The sequence below is a fragment of the Streptomyces sp. NPDC047880 genome, from assembly GCF_040706515.1.
GTDB lineage: Bacteria > Actinomycetota > Actinomycetes > Streptomycetales > Streptomycetaceae > Streptomyces.
In genome coordinates, this window is sequence record NZ_JBEZOK010000020.1 from 146805 (window position 1) to 163593 (window position 16789).

At 70.5% G+C, this 16789-nt stretch carries 14 protein-coding genes and 2 pseudogenes; 14 read left to right on the plus strand and 2 right to left on the minus strand.

All coding sequences use genetic code 11. From position 1 onward, the window contains the following. Nucleotides 1–286: 286 nt before the first annotated feature. The 4 genes and pseudogenes from AB0937_RS27065 to AB0937_RS27080 form a co-directional block, all read left to right on the plus strand. Nucleotides 287–1087 (plus strand): ABC-2 family transporter protein, encoded by an 801-nt coding sequence (locus AB0937_RS27065; RefSeq protein ID WP_366714959.1) that lies wholly within the window; start codon nt 287–289, stop codon nt 1085–1087. After that, complete coding sequence (locus AB0937_RS27070; protein ID WP_366714922.1) at nt 1080–1901, plus strand: ABC transporter permease; 822 nt, start codon at nt 1080–1082, stop codon at nt 1899–1901. Before AB0937_RS27065 ends, AB0937_RS27070 begins: the two co-directional genes overlap by 8 nt. A gap of 1 nt (nt 1902) precedes the next feature. After that, nucleotides 1903–2922 (plus strand): ATP-binding cassette domain-containing protein, encoded by a 1020-nt coding sequence (locus tag AB0937_RS27075; protein WP_366714924.1) that lies wholly within the window; start codon nt 1903–1905, stop codon nt 2920–2922. A gap of 33 nt (nt 2923–2955) precedes the next feature. Then, nucleotides 2956–3642: pseudogene (locus AB0937_RS27080) on the plus strand (DUF1707 domain-containing protein); the annotation flags it as partial. 79 nt (nt 3643–3721) lie between these two features. Here AB0937_RS27080 and AB0937_RS27085 read toward each other — a convergent pair. Beyond that, nucleotides 3722–5056, minus strand: coding sequence for an SGNH/GDSL hydrolase family protein (locus AB0937_RS27085; RefSeq protein ID WP_366714926.1), 1335 nt, complete (start codon nt 5054–5056; stop codon nt 3722–3724). 166 nt (nt 5057–5222) lie between these two features. On the opposite strand from AB0937_RS27085, the gene AB0937_RS27090 reads away from it, so the two are divergent. Then, on the plus strand, nt 5223–6596 hold the full coding sequence (locus AB0937_RS27090) for a DUF445 domain-containing protein (protein ID WP_366714927.1): 1374 nt from the start codon (nt 5223–5225) through the stop codon (nt 6594–6596). Between the two features lie 67 nt (nt 6597–6663). After that, nucleotides 6664–8193 (plus strand): MFS transporter, encoded by a 1530-nt coding sequence (locus tag AB0937_RS27095; protein WP_366714929.1) that lies wholly within the window; start codon nt 6664–6666, stop codon nt 8191–8193. 86 nt (nt 8194–8279) lie between these two features. Here AB0937_RS27095 and AB0937_RS27100 read toward each other — a convergent pair. Beyond that, a pseudogene (locus AB0937_RS27100) lies at nt 8280–8458 on the minus strand (IS30 family transposase); the annotation flags it as partial. 172 nt (nt 8459–8630) lie between these two features. Here AB0937_RS27100 and AB0937_RS27105 point away from each other — a divergent pair. The 8 genes from AB0937_RS27105 to AB0937_RS27140 all read left to right on the plus strand — a co-directional run bounded on the left by AB0937_RS27105 (nt 8631) and on the right by AB0937_RS27140 (nt 16664). Next, nucleotides 8631–9713, plus strand: coding sequence for a 2-hydroxyacid dehydrogenase (locus tag AB0937_RS27105; RefSeq protein WP_366714931.1), 1083 nt, complete (start codon nt 8631–8633; stop codon nt 9711–9713). A 3-nt stretch (nt 9714–9716) separates the two neighbouring features. Then, nucleotides 9717–11234: an FGGY-family carbohydrate kinase gene (locus AB0937_RS27110; RefSeq protein ID WP_366714933.1), complete on the plus strand. Its 1518-nt coding sequence runs from the start codon at nt 9717–9719 to the stop codon at nt 11232–11234. Nucleotides 11235–11438: 204 nt separating this feature from the next. After that, nucleotides 11439–11903 carry an ATP-binding protein gene (locus AB0937_RS27115; protein ID WP_366714935.1) on the plus strand — a complete coding sequence of 155 codons (465 nt, stop codon included), beginning with the start codon at nt 11439–11441 and terminating at the stop codon, nt 11901–11903. 270 nt (nt 11904–12173) lie between these two features. Next, nucleotides 12174–13523, plus strand: a complete 1350-nt coding sequence (locus tag AB0937_RS27120; protein ID WP_366714937.1) for a sugar ABC transporter substrate-binding protein — start codon at nt 12174–12176, stop codon at nt 13521–13523. Between the two features lie 90 nt (nt 13524–13613). Next, entirely contained in the window at nt 13614–14546 is a 933-nt protein-coding gene (locus AB0937_RS27125) for a sugar ABC transporter permease (protein ID WP_366714961.1), read from the plus strand. Then, nucleotides 14543–15424, plus strand: a complete 882-nt coding sequence (locus AB0937_RS27130) for a carbohydrate ABC transporter permease (protein ID WP_366714939.1) — start codon at nt 14543–14545, stop codon at nt 15422–15424. The genes AB0937_RS27125 and AB0937_RS27130 overlap by 4 nt, the downstream gene beginning before the upstream one ends. Further along, nucleotides 15421–15600, plus strand: a complete 180-nt coding sequence (locus AB0937_RS27135; RefSeq protein ID WP_366714941.1) for a hypothetical protein — start codon at nt 15421–15423, stop codon at nt 15598–15600. Before AB0937_RS27130 ends, AB0937_RS27135 begins: the two co-directional genes overlap by 4 nt. A gap of 29 nt (nt 15601–15629) precedes the next feature. After that, the gene (locus AB0937_RS27140; RefSeq protein WP_366714943.1) at nt 15630–16664 is read left to right on the plus strand and encodes an alcohol dehydrogenase catalytic domain-containing protein; all 1035 of its coding nucleotides are present in this window, start codon (nt 15630–15632) and stop codon (nt 16662–16664) included. Nucleotides 16665–16789: the final 125 nt, after the last annotated feature.

Below are 16789 nucleotides of genomic sequence, written 5' to 3' on the forward strand. Positions count from 1 at the left end.
CACGCCTGCCCGAATCGTGATCTCGCCTGCGCGACATTCGCCCGAAGGGGGCTACGACCGTGGATCGCGACGGCTCGTACGCTCCGCCCGGCCGGCACGGCCGTCCCGCTGCTCGCCCTGGCCACGGGCGCCTCGGCCCACGCGGACGCATCGGATCGTACCGTCTGGGCCGGTGCGCGCCCGCACCGCGGCGCTCCCGCCGCTCCCCGAAATTGCGTGGCACGCCCGTTCGTCGGAGCACTAGGCTCCTGCGCTTCGGTGCCGGGCGGCGAGGAGGGCTGTGGACGTGGGCTCGGGGCGGTTGTACGCGGCCGTCGCGGCGGGCGGGTTCAGGCGGTACGCGACGTACCGGGCGGCCACGGTGGCCGGGGTGTTCACCAACACGGTCTTCGGCGTCATCCTGGTCTACACGTACCTGGCCCTGTGGGACCAGAAGCCGCAGCTCGGCGGGTACGACCAGGCGCAGGCGGTGACCTACGTCTGGCTGGGGCAGTGCCTCTACGCGACGCTGGCGATCCAGGGCGGGGGCGCCGAGAAGGACCTGATGGAGCGCATCCGCACCGGTGAGATCGCCGTCGACCTGTACCGGCCGGCCGATCTTCAACTCTGGTGGCTGGCGGGGGACGTGGGGCGGGCGTTGTTCCAGATGCTGGGGCGGGGTGTGGTCCCGTTCCTGTTCGGCGCGCTCTTCTTCCCCATGGCGTTGCCGACGTCGGTCACGCCCTGGGCGGCTTTCGTGGTCACGTTGCTGCTCGCGGCGGTCGTGAGCTTCGCGATCCGCTATCTGGCGGCGCTGAGCGTGTTCTGGCTGATGGACGGCATGGGCGTCAACCAGGTCCTGATGGTCACGGGGATCTTCTTCTCGGGGATGGTGCTGCCGCTGAACGCCTTCCCGGGTGTGTTCGGCGAGGTGGTGCGGGTGCTGCCGTGGGCGGCGCAGATCCAGATGCCGGCGGACGTGCTGATGGGGGAGACGGATCCGCTGCGGGCGTTCGCCTTCCAGGCGGGCTGGGCGGTGGCGTTGCTGGCCGCTGGGCGGCTGCTGCAGTCGGCGGCGACGCGGCGGGTGGTGGTGCAGGGTGGCTGAGCGCGGTGTGCTGCGGGAGGGTCTGCGGGCCTACCGGCTGATCGCCGGGATGTGGGTGCGCTCCAGCATGGCCTACCGCACCTCGTTCGTGGTCACGGTGTTCGGGAACCTGACGGTGACCGGTCTGGACTTCGTGGGCATCCTGCTGATGTTCTCGCAGGTCGACTCGCTGGGCGGCTGGTCGCTGCCGGAGGTGGCGTTCCTGTACGGGCTGTCGGTGACGTCGTTCGGGATCGCCGATCTGGTGCTCGGCTCGATGGACGTGCTGGGCGCCCGGATGCGGGACGGCTCGTTCGACACGCTGCTGGTGCGGCCGTGGCCGGTGCTGGCGCAGGTCGGGGCCGACCGGTTCGCGCTGCGCAGGCTGGGCCGGATCACGCAGGGTGCGGTGGTGCTGGGCTGGGCGCTGGTGTCGGTGGACGTCGACTGGAGCGTGTCCGAGGTGCTGCTGGTGCCGGTGACGGTGGTCAGCGGTGCGGCGATCTTCTCGGCGGTGTTCGTGGCGGGCGCGGCCTTCCAGATCTACGCGCAGGACGCCGCCGAGGTGCAGAACGCGTTCACGTACGGCGGGACGACGCTGTTGCAGTATCCGCCGACGGTGTTCGGCAAGGAGCTGGTGCGGGGCGTGACCTTCATGCTGCCGCTGGCCTTCGTCAACTGGGTGCCCGCCGCCTACGTGCTGGGGCGGCCCTACCCGGTCGGGTTGCCCGGATGGACGGCGTTCGTCTCGCCGCTGGTCGCGGTGGCGTGCTGTCTTCTGGCCGGGCTGGCGTGGCGGACGGGGCTTCGTTCGTACCGGAGTACAGGGAGTTGAGTTGACCGGGTCGGAGAGCGGGACCAGCCAGTCGAAAGGCGGCTCGGAGAGCGGGTTCATCGAACTCGACGGTGTGGAGAAGGTCTTCGAGGTGCGCAGGAAGACCGGTTTCATGAAGCGGGAGCGACGGCTGGTGCGGGCCGTCGACTCGATCTCCTTCCGGGTGGAACGCGGCGAGATGGTCGGCTACATCGGCCCCAACGGCGCCGGGAAGTCCACCACGATCAAGATGCTGACCGGCATCCTCACCCCCAGCGCGGGCCGGCTGCGGGTGGCGGGCATCGACCCCTCCCGGGAGCGGACCCGGCTCGCGCACCGCATCGGCGTGGTGTTCGGGCAGCGTACGACGCTGTGGTGGGACCTGCCGTTGCTGGACTCCTACCGGCTGATGCACCGCATGTACCGGATCCCGGACGCCCGTTACCGGGAGAACCTCGACCGTCTGGTCGAACTCCTCGACCTGGGCGACCTGCTGGACGTGCCGGTCCGGCAACTCTCCCTCGGGCAGCGGATGCGCGGCGACATCGTGGCGGCGCTGCTGCACGACCCGGAGGTGCTGTACCTGGACGAGCCGACCATCGGCCTGGACGTGATCTCCAAGTCGAAGGTGCGGGAGTTCCTGCGGGAGTTGAACACCGAGCGCGGCACCACGGTGCTGCTGACCACGCACGACCTCCAGGACATCGAGCAGTTGTGCAGGCGGGTGATGGTCATCGACCACGGGCGTCTGATGTACGACGGTCCGCTCGCCGGGCTGCACGAGGTCGGGGAGAGCGAGCGGACCCTGGTCGTGGACCTGGAGCGGGAACTGCCGCCGATCGACGCTCCGGCGCCCGCGCGGGTCGTCCGCGTGGAGGGTCCGCGCCAGTGGCTGGCGTTCCCGGCGGGGGAGTCGGCGGCGCCGCTCGTGGCGCGGATCGCGGCCGAGTACCCCCTGGTGGACCTGTCGGTGCGGGAGCCGGACATCGAGGCGGTCATCGCCACCCTGTACGGGGAACAGGCCGAGCGGGCGATCTCGTAGCCCCCGGCGGGGTGAACTCGTAGGCTGCTGTGTATGACCGACGACGCCGTCCCGGACCTCCGCGCCTCCGACGCCGACCGTGAAAAGGTCGCAGACATCCTGCGGGACGCCCTCGCCGAGGGGCGCCTCGACATGGAGGAGTTCGAGGAGCGGCTCGACGCGACGTACAAGGCCCGGACGTACGGGGAGCTGGCGCCGATCACCCGGGACCTGCCGGCCGCGGGCGTGACCGTCCCGGCGGTGTCCCTGACGAAGGACCCGGCGGCCGGCCCGGACTGGTCCGGGCGGATCACCGGCGGCGAGGGCACCTCCACGTGGGCCGTCGCCGTGATGTCCGGCTTCCAGCGCAAGGGGCGCTGGACGATGCCCCGGCGGTTCACCTGCCTCGCCTTCTGGGGCGGCGGGGAGATCGATCTGCGCGAGGCGCACTTCGCGGACCGCGAGGTCGAGATCAGCGCCTTCGCGATCATGGGCGGGGTGGACGTGATCGTGCCGCCCGGCGTCGAGGTCGTCGTCCGCGGCATCGGCGTCATGGGCGGCTTCGACCACCACGAGGAGGGCGTGCCGGGGGAGCCGGGCGCGCCGAGGGTGATCGTGACCGGGTTCGCCCTGTGGGGCGGCGTCGGGGTCCAGCGGAAGCCGACCCGGGCGGAGAAGCAGCGGATCCGTGAGGAGCGCCGCCAGGAGAAGCTGGAGCGCGGGGCTGAGCGGCGGGAGTTGGGCGGGGAGCGCTGAGCAGCGGTGTGCCCGCCGCCTGTGGCCGGGCGACGGGCACGGGAGGAGACGGTGCGGGCCGGGATCACAGCTCCGCCGGTGCAGACCCCTTCAGCGTCGACAGGTCGAAGGACTCCGCCATGCGCGCGTACCCCGCGTCGCTGGGGTGCAGATGGTCCCCCGAGTCGTACTCGGGCCGCAGCCGCCGCGGGTCGTACGGGTCACGCAGTGCCTGGTCGAAGTCGGCCACGGCGTCGTACACCCGCCCGGCGCGGATCTGCGCGTTGATCGTCTGGCGGACCGCCTCACGCGCCTCCGTGTACCCGCGGTGCCCCTGGAACGGCATCAGCGTCGCGCCGACGACCTTCACGCCGCGCGCGTGGGCCTGTCCCACCAGCGTGCGCAGCCCGGTGAGGATCGCGTCGGGGTCGGCCAGGCGGGGGTTGCGCAGGATGTCGTTGACGCCGAGGTCGATGACGACGACCTTGACGTTCGTCCGCTCCAGCACGTCCCGCCCGAAGCGGTTCAGGCCGCTGGGGTTGTCCGCGGGGCGGCCCAGACCGTCGGCGAGGACCTGGTTGCCGCTGATGCCCTGGTTGACGACGCTGTAGCGGGGCAGGTCCCGCCCGGCGGCGATCTCGGCGCGCAGCCGGTCGGAGAGCACGTCGGTCCAGCGGCTGTTGGTGTCCGGCGTGGAGGTGATGCCGTCGGTCAGGGAGTCGCCGAGGACGACGACCGTGCCGTCGGACTCGTTGCTCAGCACGTCCAGGGCGGTCAGGTACCGCCAGGACCCGATCCGCTCGGTGTACGGCGTGCCCGTGGCGTCCTGCGCGTGGTCGCCCTGCGCGACGTAGGAGACCTGCCGGGCGTGCCGGTGGTAGGTCACCGGGCCGGAGCTGGTGGGCGTGTAGGTGGTGATCAGGACGTCGGAGTCGTGCGGGACGACGATCCGTACCGCGTCGCTCATGACCTGCCGGCCGGGCGGGATGACGACCGTGGGACCACCGCCGAAGGTCAGCTGCCGCATGGTGTCGGCGAGTGCGGCCGGCGTACCGCTGCCCGCGGAGACGGCGACCGTCGCCCGTGTGATGCTCAGCGGCGACTGGCCGTAGAGATTGGACAGCGTCACGCGGGCACTCGTACCACCGACGCTGGTGTGGACGACGTTGCGTACCGAACGGTCCGCCATGCCCGTGGTCTCGGTGCCGGGTTCGGCGGCGGAGGGAGATGCGGACCAGGTGCCGACCCAGGTGCCGGTGGAGGCGGGGGCGGCGGAGTTGTGGGGGGCACGGCCGTCGCCGAGGGCGTTCCGGATGCGCAGGCCGTCGTCGGACGCCACACCGACGTATATGGCGGTGGAAAGGCCCACGATCGCTGCGACGACCAAGGCCAGGAGGGCGTAGCCACGTCCTCGGGTCATGCTGTTCAGTTCTCCTCGGGCGATGGGAGCCCAAGGCTCCGATCTGATGTGCCCATGATGCGGCATGGGCCGGGGGGAGCTCACAGCACCCCGTGGCAATACCCCCTCCCGACAGACGCCGGGAACTCCTGTTCCGTTCCAGGAGTCGGTCAGGAAGGGACAATGTGTGTGCGGGATCACCGAGCGGGTGGAGCGGATGGAACAGACGAAAGCAGCAGAAAAGGGTGCCGGTGCCGGAGGGCAGCATGCCCGCCCCGGCGCCGCGGTGAACCGTGCGATGACGACCTTCAGCCCGGCGGACCAGGAGAAACAGCGCGGCGTACGCCGAATGAAGCTCACCGCCACCGGACTCCTGGTGTTCGTGGCGGTCGTCTACGTCCTGTCCACCTGGGCGCACAACTCCGGCGCCGGGGCCTGGGCGGCCTATGTCGCCGCCGCCTCCGAGGCCGGCATGGTCGGCGCGCTCGCCGACTGGTTCGCCGTCACCGCCCTCTTCCGCCACCCCCTCGGCATCCCCATCCCGCACACCGCGATCATCCCCACCAAGAAGGACCAGCTGGGCGTCTCCCTGGGCGAGTTCGTGGGGGAGAATTTCCTCTCCGAGGACGTCGTACGGCAGCGGCTGCGCGCCGTGGGCATCGGCAGCCGCCTCGGCGCGTGGCTCGCCGTCCCCGAACACGCCGACAGGGTCACCGCCGAGCTGTCCACCGCCCTGCGCGGCGCCCTGACGGTCCTTCGCGACTCCGACGTCCAGGCAGTCGTAGGCGAGGCCATCACCCGCCGCGCGAACGCCCAGGAGATCGGGCCCGGCATCGGCAAGATGCTGGACAAGGTCGTCGCCGACGGCGGCCACAAACGCGTCGTCGACCTGATCGTCAGCCGGGCGCACGACTGGCTGGTGCTGCACCGCGACGAGGTGATGGACGCCGTGGAGGGCGGCGCCCCGGGCTGGACGCCGAAGTTCGTCGACCGGAAGGTCGGCGAGCGGGTCTACCGGGAACTGCTGCGCTTCGCCACCGAGATGCGCGACATGCCCGGCCACCCGGCGCGCAGCGCCCTGGACCGCTTCCTCACCGACTTCGCGGGCGACCTGCAGTCCGACACCGAGACCCGCGCCCGCGTCGAACGGCTCAAGGGCGAGGTGCTGGGGCGCGGCGAGGTCCAGGACCTCATCGCCAGCGCCTGGACGGCGGTACGGTCCATGATCGTGGCGGCCGCCGAGGACGAACGCAGCGAGCTGCGCCTGCGCGTGCGGGCGTCCCTGCTGTCGCTGGGCTCCCGGATGGCGGCCGAGCGCAAGGTGCAGGACAAGGTCGACAAGTGGGTGGAGGACGCGGCCGTCTACGTCGTCACCACCTACCGCAAGGAGATCACCTCCCTGATCACCGACACGGTGGCGAGCTGGGACGCCGAGCACACCACGAAGAAGATCGAGGCCAACATCGGCCGCGACCTCCAGTTCATCCGCATCAACGGCACGGTCGTCGGCTCCCTGGCCGGCCTGCTCATCTACACGGTGTCGCACGCCCTGGGGGCGTAAAGCTTCGGGCGTAAGAGAAGTCGGTCAGGGCACTCGATCCGGGTTCCGCTCGAAGAGGAGGGGGCCCATGACCACCGCCCAGGCCGACACCGGCCGCACCGTGACCACCGACATCCCCGCCCGCCTCGACCGCCTCCCGTGGTCGCGCTGGCACTGGACGATCGTCATCGGTCTCGGCACCGTGTGGATCCTCGACGGACTCGAAGTCACCGTCGTGGGCAACATCGCCGGCCGCCTGTCGGAGCCCGGCAGTGGCCTGCCCATCACGTCCGGCGAGGTCACCGGCATGGCGGCCGCCCTGTACGTGGCGGGCGCCTGCCTGGGCGCGCTGTTCTGGGGCCGTCTGACCGACAAATGGGGGCGTAAAAAACTCTTCATGATCACCCTGGCGGTCTACCTGGCCGCCACGGCCCTCACCGCGATCTCCTTCGACACCTGGTGGTTCTTCCTCTTCCGGTTCCTCACCGGCTTCGGCATCGGCGGCGAGTACGCGGCCATCAACTCCGCCATCGACGAACTCATCCCGAAGGAGTACCGCGGCCGCACGGACCTGATGATCAACGGCAGCTTCTGGCTGGGCGCGGTCTTCGGCTCACTGCTGTCGATCGTCGCCCTGGACACGGACATCTTCGCGGCGAACGTCGGCTGGCGTCTCACCTTCGCGCTCGGCGCGGTCCTCGCCCTGGTGATCCTCCTCGTCCGCCGGCACGTTCCCGAAAGCCCGCGCTGGCTGCTGATCCACGGCCGCGACGACGAAGCGGAACGCATCGTCTCCTCCATCGAGGACACAATCGAGGAAGAGCGGGGCGAGCAGTTGCCCCGCGCCGAGGGCGAGATCACCATCCACCAGCGTCGCAGCGTCTCCTTCCTGGAGATCGGCCGCACGGTCTTCTCCGACTACCGCAAGCGCGCGATCCTCGGCTTCTCCCTCTTCATCGGCCAGGCGTTCCTCTACAACGCGATCACCTTCGGCTTCGGCGCGATCCTGACGACGTTCTTCGACGTCCCGAGCGGCAACACCGGCTACTACTTCGCGGTCATCGCCATCGGCAACTTCTTCGGCCCGCTGGTCCTCGGCAAGCTCTTCGACACGGCCGGCCGCCGCATCATGATCTCCGGCACGTACCTCCTGTCCGGTGTGCTGCTCTTCGGCACGGCCTGGCTCTTCGACCAGGGCTCCCTGAGCGCGACCACGATGACGGCCTGCTGGTGCGCGGTCCTGTTCTTCGCCTCGGCCGGCGCGTCCAGCGCCTACCTGACGGTCTCCGAGGTCTTCCCCATGGAGACCCGGGCGATGTCGATCGCGTTCTTCTACGCCATCGGCACCGCGGCCGGCGGCATCAGCGGCCCGCTGCTGTTCGCCAAGCTCACGGAAACCGGTGTCGTCGGCGACACGGTCCTCGCCTTCTCGATCGGCGCGACGCTGATGTGCCTGGCCGGCCTGGTGGCGGCCCTCCTCGCGGTGAAGGCGGAGCGCCGCTCCCTGGAGGACATCGCCAAGCCGCTGACGGCGGCGGAGACGGCGGCCGGGCTGACGCCCGACGGCGGGGGAGGTGACGGCACGGGCCCTCAGGGGTCCAGGGCGGCGACGGCGTAGTGGGTAGGCCCGCGCCCGCCCGGCTGCGGGCAGCGCGCCAGGCCCCTCCCCGGCGGCGGATTCCAGGGTCGTTGCAGCACAAGTGATCAACTGGCTGTGGCCAGGAGCTCAGCGAGACGTTCGGCTGGGGTTTCCCAGCCGAGCGTTTTGCGTGGGCGCCTGTTGAGTCCGGCGGCGACGGCGGCCAGGTGCACGCGGCTGCGCTGGAACGGTCGGTGACCTTGGGGCAGTACTGCGGCAGCAGGCCGTTGGTGTTCTTCCGGCTGTGGTCGGCCCGTCCGAGGGCTGTCCTGCCGACGGCGACCTGCCTGACTTCCGGGAGCATTGAAGGTGGTGTCGAGAACGGTCGGATCCGTGCCCCCGGCCGCACCGGCGCCTTCAGCCCGATCACAGCCGGCGAGGGGCGAAGCCGGCTGACGCGTGGGACGATCGGCCTCATGAGCGGTGGCTCGACACGGGAGACGACCGCACTGCGCGTTGTGGTCGTCGGTGATCGTTTCATCCCCGCCGGGTACTACGTCGACGCCCTGGCGGAGCTGGGCGGTCCCCGCGTCGGTCCGGTCCGCACTGTCTCCTGGCCGGGAACCAAAGCCGAGCAGCACGCGGCGCAGCAGAGCATGGAGCGGCGTGGGCCCGAGGCCGTGCCGGTACCCGGCGAGATCGTGGACGCGGTGGGCGAGGCCGAGGTGCTGGCCGTGCACTTCGCGCCGGTGTCCGGGGCGGTGCTCCGGGCTGCTCCCCGGCTGCGGGCCGTCTGTATCGCCCGCGCGGGGCTGGAGAACGTCGACATCGCCGCCGCGACCGCCCGCGGCGTGGCCGTCGTACCGGTGCCGGGTCGCAACGCCACGGCCGTCGCCGAACTGGCCATCGGACTGATGCTGGCGGAAGCGAGGGACATCACCCGCGCGGACGCCTCCGTCAAGGCCGGCGGATGGCGGAAGGAGTTCGCCGGCCCGGGCCGGGAGATCGGCGGCAGCACGGTCGGACTGATCGGACTGGGGCATGTGGGACGGGCCTTCGCCGAGCGGATGCGGGGCTTCGGCGCCCGTCTGCTCGCGTACGACCCGTACGTGCCCGACGACGTGCCGGCCCGCCACGGCGTCGTGCGGGCGGGTGAGCTGGACACCGTCTTCCGCGAGTCCGACGTCGTGCAGCTCTTCGCCCGGCTGACACCCGAGACCGAGCGGTTCGTCGGCGCACGGCACTTCGCGCTGATGAAGCCGACCGCGTACTTCGTGAACACCGCGCGCAGCCGCCTGGTGGACACCGAGGCCCTCTACCAGGCACTGGTGAACCGCCACATCGCCGGAGCGGGGCTCGACGTGCACGATCAGGAGCCCCTCGCGGCGGACAGCCCCTGGCGCTCGCTCGAGAACGTCACCATCACCACGCACTACGCCGGTGACACGACGACCACGACCCTGCGTTCGGCGCGACTCGTCGCCGAAGCCGTCACCGAACTCGCCGCGACCGGCCGGTGCGCCGCAGCGGTCAACGCCCGCGAACTGGGGTGGGTGTGAACGGTGGCACATGAACTGGTGCTCGGGCTCGACGCGGGACACACCGTGACCAAGGCCGTGCTGTTCGACGCGACCGGCCGGCAGGTGGCGCGGGGCGTCGGCACGGTACCGCTGAACACCCCACGGCCCCGCTGGGTCGAACGGGACATGGACCAGGTGTGGCGCACGGCCCGCGAGGCCATCGCGGCCTGCCTCGCCGAAGCGGGCCCGGACGCCACACGGGCCGTATCCGCGGTGGGGCTGACCGGGCACGGTGACGGCCTGTACGCCGTCGACGAGCGGGGCCGACCGGTGCGGGCCGCGATCGTGGCGATGGACACGCGGGCCGAGCCGGCCCTGAAGGAGTGGCGGGACACCCCGATGTGGTCCCGCGCCCTGGAGTTGTCGGGCACGGTTCCCTTCCCGGGTTCCCCGGCCGCCCTGCTGACCTGGCTCGCCCGCCACGAGCCGGACGTGCTTCGCGACGCACGGTGGCTGCTGTCCTGCAAGGACTGGCTGCGTCTGAGGCTGACGGGCGAGGTGGCCACCGATCCCACGGACGCCGGCGCCTCGTTCACCGACATGCGGCGGGGTGGCTACTCACCGGAGCTGCTCGACCTGTACAGCCTCGGTACCCTCGCCGGCAAGCTGCCGCCCGTCCTGGCCTGCGACGCGGTCAGCGGAACCGTCACCCGCGAGGTCGCGGCGCTCACCGGACTCGCCGCCGGCACCCCCGTCGTCACGGGCGCCCATGACGTCGACGCCGCCGCGCTCGGGATCGGCGGTACGACGCCGGACGAACTCTGCCTGATCGCCGGATCGTTCAGCATCAACCAGGTGATCAGCGAGCGCCCCGTCGTCGATCCGCGCTGGCAGGTCCGCCGGTTCGTCCGCCCGGAGCAGTGGATGATCATGTCCACCTCGCCCGCGTCGCTGGCGAACCTGGAGTGGTTCCTGCGGGTCACGGGCGCACCGGCCGTACACCGGGAAGGCGTTCACGAGGCGATCGGCCGGGAGGTCGAGGCGCACCTGGACGGTCCGTCGGAGGTGCTGTTCCACCCGTTCCTCTACGGTTCCCCGCACCTGCGGCCCACGTCCGGGACGTTCCTCGGTCTGCGCGGTTGGCACGGTCGCGGCCATCTGCTGCGGGCCCTGATGGAGGGCGTCGTTCTCAACCACCGCTGGCACGTCGACGCGCTCTGCTCGAAGCTGCCCGTCAGCGGGGTGGCGGCCCGGCTGACCGGCGGCGCGGCGCACAGCGAGGTGTGGAGCCAGATGTTCGCCGACGCTCTGCGGCGGCCGGTCGTGGTGGCCGACGTGGAGGAGAGCGCCGCCCGGGGAGCGGCCCTGCTCGCGGCCACCGCCGTCGGGCTGCTCGACGACGTGACGGCCCCGTGCGCCGCCGTCTCCGTGCTCAGACGCCACGAGCCTCATGCCGACCGGGTCGCCGTGCTCGACGATGCGTACGAGGTGTACCTGGAGGCGCTGGAGGCGCTCGGACCGGTCTGGGCCCGCCTCACGGCGTCCGGGGGCACGGACTGAGTACGGGGCCGTCTCCGGCCTCGGTGACCCTCAAGAGATCTCTTAACATATTTTATGAGGTTTACTGGCGTAAGGTATTGCATAACATGCGGCATGAGCGTAGACAAAGCGTACGAAACCTCTCGCGGCTCTTCCGAGTCCGTGGCCCGGCTCCCCTGCCGCTCGGCGAGGCGTCGTGCTTCCCTCAGCCCGAAAGCTCCGGTCATGCCCTCCCACACTGCGCCCCTGGTCCTTCCCGCACCCGCAGCGCCGGGTGCACCGCACTGCTCCCAGAAGGCCCAGTTCACTCTGCCGGCACAGAAGGCGCTTGTCGGCTGCCTGCGTGCCGCCGCCGCTGATCTGCTCACGCGCTGGCGCCTCTCCGACGACGAACGGGACGCCGCCGTCCTGGTGGTGGGGGAGCTCGCCGCGAACGCGGCCACGCACGGCCGCAGTGAGATGTCGCTGCGCCTGATCCTCGTCCCGGGTGGGCTGTGCATCGCCCTCACTGATCGCGGGGGGCTCTCCCGGTCACGTGAACCGTCCGCGGGTGACGATCCGGACGAGCACGGCCGCGGCCTCGGCATCGTCCGCGCGATCGCCGAGCGCGTCGACCTGCGGCACGACATCCACGGGGTCTCGGTCGTGGCCTGGCTTGCCGTCCGGGCCGCCCTGCGCGGAACTGCCTGACCCGGGCGCGAGCCGGCGGTCGACCACCTCCGCGTGGTAGATCCGAGAAAGTTTTCTCGCAAGATGTGTTAACAACAGCTCCATCTCCTGCTAATAATTCGGCCATCGATATCGCGCCCGCCACCCCAGGGCCGCTTGGTACACCCCTCCCTCCCGGCCGGGCCTCAGTCGAGACGCAGGCGTTCCCACGACTGTTCGGGCGATGAACGGCACCGCCACGGGAGCCCCCTATGCCGCATCCGATCCACCCGCACGAGAGGTCCCCCCGTCATGCGATCAACCAGATACGCCCTCATCGCCGGCGCCGCCGTCACGGCCCTGCTCGCCACTGCCTGTACCGGAGCCGGAGCCGGCGGGTCATCGGGCGGCGGCCAGAGCATCAACGTGCTGATGGTCGGAAACCCGCAGATGGAGGACATCGCGAAGCTCACCGAGGACACCTTCACCAAGGACACCGGCATCAAGGTCAACTTCACGGTGCTCCCCGAGAACGAGCTCCGTGACAAGGTCACCCAGGACATCGCCACCCAGGCCGGCCAGTACGACGTCGCCACCATCGGCGCCTACGAGGTGCCCATCTGGGAGAAGAACGGCTGGCTGCACGAACTCGGCTCCTACGCCGACAAGGACGCGAGCTTCGACAAGGGCGACCTGCTCAAGCCGATGGTGCAGTCGATGTCCGGCTCGGACGGCAAGCTCTACGCCCTGCCGTTCTACGGCGAGTCCTCGTTCCTCATGTACCGCAAGGACGTCTTCGCCGCGAAGGGCCTGAAGATGCCCCAGCACCCCACCTGGCAGCAGGTGGCGGACCTCGCCGCCAAGGCCGACGGGGCCCGGCCCGGCATGAAGGGCATCTGCCTGCGCGGTCTGCCCGGCTGGGGCGAACTCGGCGCACCGCTGACGAGCATGGTCAACACCTTCGGCGGCACCTGGTTCACCAAGGACTGGAAGGCTCAGGTCAACAGCGGCGGCTTCAAGCAGGCCACCGACTTCTACGTCGATCTGGTCCGCGAGCACGGTGAGGCGGGCGCCGCGCAGGCCGGGTTCACCGAGTGCCTGAACGCGATGAGCCAGGGCAAGGTCGCCATGTGGTACGACGCCACCAGCGCGGCCGGTGCGCTGGAAGACCCCAAGACCAGCAAGGCCGCCGGCAAGATCGGCTACGCCTACGCGCCCGTGGAGAAGACCGACAGCAGCGGCTGGCTGTGGGCCTGGTCGTGGGCGATGCCCAAGACCACCAAGAACGCCGACGCCGCCTCGAAGTTCATGCTCTGGGCGTCCAGCAAGAAGTACGAGAAGCTCGTCGGCGAGAAGCTGGGCTGGTCGCGGGTGCCCGCCGGCAAGCGGGCCAGCACCTATGAGATCCCCGAGTACAAGAAGGCGGCCGCCGCCTTCGGCGACATCACCCTGAAGTCCATCCAGCAGGCCGACCCGTCCGACCCGGGCACCCAGCCGCGGCCGACCGTGGGCATCCAGTTCGTCGCCATCCCCGAGTTCCAGGATCTCGGCACCAAGGTGACGCAGGAGATCTCCGCCGCCATCGTCGGCAAGACCAGCGTGGACAAGGCGCTCAACGACGGCCAGAAGCTCGCCGAAAACGTCGCCGAGAACTACAAGTAAGCCGCGTTGCTCCGGCCGGCCCCCGGCCGACCGGGCGCCGACGGCGGAAGAAGATCCATGACCACGCTCATCAAGCCCCCTGAGAAGACCATGCGGCCACCTGCCCACCGCCCGTTCAAACCCGCCGGCAGCCGCACGTGGCGGCGCCGCTTCCCGCTGCTGCCGGCACTGATCTTCACGATCATCGTCACGCAACTGCCCTTCGTGGCCACGCTCGTGATCTCCACCTACCAGTGGAACATCCTGCGGCCGGGCGACCGTCACTTCACCGGTCTGTCCAACTACACGTTCGTCTTCACCGACGAACGGCTGCGCCACGCGGTGCTCAACACCGTTGTGCTGACCGCGTCCGTCGTCGTCCTCAGCGTGCTCCTCGGACTGGGCCTGGCCCTGCTGCTCGACCGCCGCTTCCTAGGCCGGGGCCTGGCCCGCACCCTGCTCATCGCCCCGTTCCTGGTGATGCCGGTCGCCGCCGCGCTGCTGTGGAAACACGCCCTCTACAACCCCGACTACGGGCTCCTCAACGGCACCCTGAACGCCGTGTACCAGCTCTTCGGCGCCGAGCACGGCCCCACGATCGACTGGGTGTCGAACTTCCCCATGCCGGCCCTGGTGATCGCACTGGTGTGGCAGTGGACGCCGTTCATGATGCTCATCCTCCTGGCCGGACTGCAGGCCCAGCCCGGCGACGTCCTGGAGGCCGCCCGCGTCGACGGGGCCTCCGCCCTGCAGACGTTCCGGTACCTCACGCTGCCGCACCTGCGGCAGTACATCGAGCTGGGAGTCGTGCTCGGCTCCATCTTCGTGGTGCAGACCTTCGACGCGGTCTTCACCATCACCCAGGGCGGGCCCGGCTCCCGGACCACCAATCTGCCCTACGAGATCTACCTGACCATGTTCCGCAAGTTCGAGTACGGCCAGGCCGCGGCCGCCGGTGTCGTCGTGGTGATCGGCTCGATCATCATCGCGACGTTCGCCCTGCGGGTCGTCGCCTCCCTTTTCCGTGAGGAGGCGTCCCGATGAGCGCCCACGCAAGTCCCCTCGCCGCACGGATGCGTCGCCGCCGGCCCAGGGCCGAGGATCCGGAGCAGACGCCGCGGCTGTCCCCGCTGTGGACCTTCGTCGCGTGGCTGGCCACACTGGCCTTCTTCGCCCCAGTGGCGTGGATGGTGCTCACCGCCTTCCACCAGGAGGCCGACGCGGCGACCAACCCGCCCAGTCTGATGGCGCCGCTCACCCTGGACCAGTTCTCGCTCCTGCTGGAGCGTGACATCACCCCGTTCCTGCTCAACTCGGCCATGGCCAGCGTCTTTTCGACCCTGCTGGTCCTCGTCCTGGCGGTGCCGGCGGCCTATGCGCTGTCCATCAAGCCGGTCGAGAAGTGGACCGACGTGATGTTCTTCTTCCTGTCGACGAAGTTCCTGCCGCTCATCGCGGCGCTGCTGCCGATCTACATGATCGTCAAGGACATCGGCATGCTGGACAACATCTGGACGCTCGTCGTCCTCTACACCTCGATGAACCTGCCGATCGCGGTGTGGATGATGCGCTCGTTCCTCGCCGAGGTGCCCAAGGAGATCCTGGAGGCCGCCGAGGTCGACGGCGCCGGACTGCCCACCGTGCTGCTGCGGATCGTCGCCCCGGTCGCCATGCCGGGGCTGGCCGCCACCTCACTGATCTGCTTCATCTTCAGCTGGAACGAGTTCATGTTCGCCGTGAACCTCACGGCGACGCAGGCGTCCACCGCGCCGGTGTTCCTGGTGGGTTTCATCACCAACGAGGGCCTGTTCCTCGCCCGGCTGTGCGCGGCGGCCACCCTCGTGTCGTTGCCGGTGCTCATCGCCGGTTTCGCCGCCCAGGACAAGCTGGTCCGCGGCCTGTCCCTGGGAGCCGTCAAGTGACAGCCGCCGTCATCGTCACTCAGGGCCGGGTGAAGTTCCAGGCCGTCGACGACCCGGCCCCGGTCTCCGGCGACGGCCTCCCGTCGGCGGCTTTCCCGGACGCGATCGCCTGCTTCCCGGCCGGCACCAGCCGCGTGATCCAGATCCACAGCCAGCCCGCCCTCGCCCCCGCGTGAACGCCCGAACCGAACGGAACTCCGCCACCATGACCCAGCAGATCCGCCGCGTACTCGTCCGCTCCCTCGACGACATCACCATCGAGCACGTGCACGCCCCCGTACCCGGGGACGGCGAACTCCTGGTGCGCACCTCGGTCGTCGGCGTGTGCGGCTCCGACACCCACGCGGCGGCCGGCCACCATCCCTTCATCGAACTGCCCTACCGCCCCGGTCACGAGGCGGTCGGCGTCGTCGAGGCGACCGGGTGGGGAGCCGGGGAGTTCGCCCCCGGGGACCGGGTGCTCATCGAACCCAACCTGTACTGCAGCCGGTGCCCCCAGTGCCGCTCCGGCCGCTACAACATCTGTCAGGAGCTGAAGGTCTTCGGCTGCCAGACGCCCGGCGCCATGGCGGACCTGTTCACCATCCCGGCCGACCGGGTCCACCGCGTCCCGGCGGGCATGACCGACCTCCAGGCCGTCCTGGTCGAACCGCTCGCCACCCCGGTGCACGCCGTGGCCAAGGCCGGCGATCTCACCGGCCGCACCGTCGCCGTCCTGGGCGCCGGGCCCATCGGGCTGCTCACCGTCGTGGCCGCCCGGCACGCGGGCGCCGCCCGGATCGCCGTCACCGACCTCTTGGAGGGCAAGAGGGCCAGGGCACTGCGCCTCGGTGCCGACACGGCACTGTCGGCCGGCTCCCCGGACCTGGCCGCCCAGGCCCATGCGGCGCTCGGCGGCCCGGCCGACGTGGTCTTCGACTGCGCCGCCCGCGGGCAGTCCATCGCCCAGGCCGTCGACATCGTGGCCAAGGGCGGACACATCGTGGTGGTGGGCGTGGGCGCCGCCGGTGACACCCCGGTCCGCCTCGACCTGGTCCAGGACCGCGAGATCCGCATCGAGGGCACCCTCATGTACACGGCCGAGGACTACCGCACCGCCATGTCCCTCATCGCCGCCGGCGCCGTCGACACCTCCGAGATCATCACCGCCACCTACCCGCTGGAGGAGGCCGCGCTGGCCTTCTCCGCCTCCCTGGACCTGGAGCAGGTCAAGGTGCTGGTCACCGCGGACGGCCGGTAGCCGTGCGCGCGTCCGTCGGTCCGCCTGGCAGGCGCGCGATGACGACGGCCTCGTGGTCGTAGCGGCCGAAGAACTTCAGCGGCTTGGGGCTGCGATTGGCACGCCGGTCGCACGGATCGACCTCG

What these genes read in the sequence shown, in the direction of transcription:
- AB0937_RS27085 (WP_366714926.1), bottom strand. Translation starts at nt 5,056, where the DNA reads ATGACCCGAGGACGTGGCTACGCCCTCCTGGCCTTGGTCGTCGCAGCG.
- AB0937_RS27095 (WP_366714929.1), top strand. Translation starts at nt 6,664, where the DNA reads ATGACCACCGCCCAGGCCGACACCGGCCGCACCGTGACCACCGACATC.
- AB0937_RS27105 (WP_366714931.1), top strand. Translation starts at nt 8,631, where the DNA reads ATGAGCGGTGGCTCGACACGGGAGACGACCGCACTGCGCGTTGTGGTC.
- AB0937_RS27115 (WP_366714935.1), top strand. Translation starts at nt 11,439, where the DNA reads ATGCCCTCCCACACTGCGCCCCTGGTCCTTCCCGCACCCGCAGCGCCG.
- AB0937_RS27120 (WP_366714937.1), top strand. Translation starts at nt 12,174, where the DNA reads ATGCGATCAACCAGATACGCCCTCATCGCCGGCGCCGCCGTCACGGCC.
- AB0937_RS27125 (WP_366714961.1), top strand. Translation starts at nt 13,614, where the DNA reads ATGCGGCCACCTGCCCACCGCCCGTTCAAACCCGCCGGCAGCCGCACG.
- AB0937_RS27130 (WP_366714939.1), top strand. Translation starts at nt 14,543, where the DNA reads ATGAGCGCCCACGCAAGTCCCCTCGCCGCACGGATGCGTCGCCGCCGG.
- AB0937_RS27140 (WP_366714943.1), top strand. Translation starts at nt 15,630, where the DNA reads ATGACCCAGCAGATCCGCCGCGTACTCGTCCGCTCCCTCGACGACATC.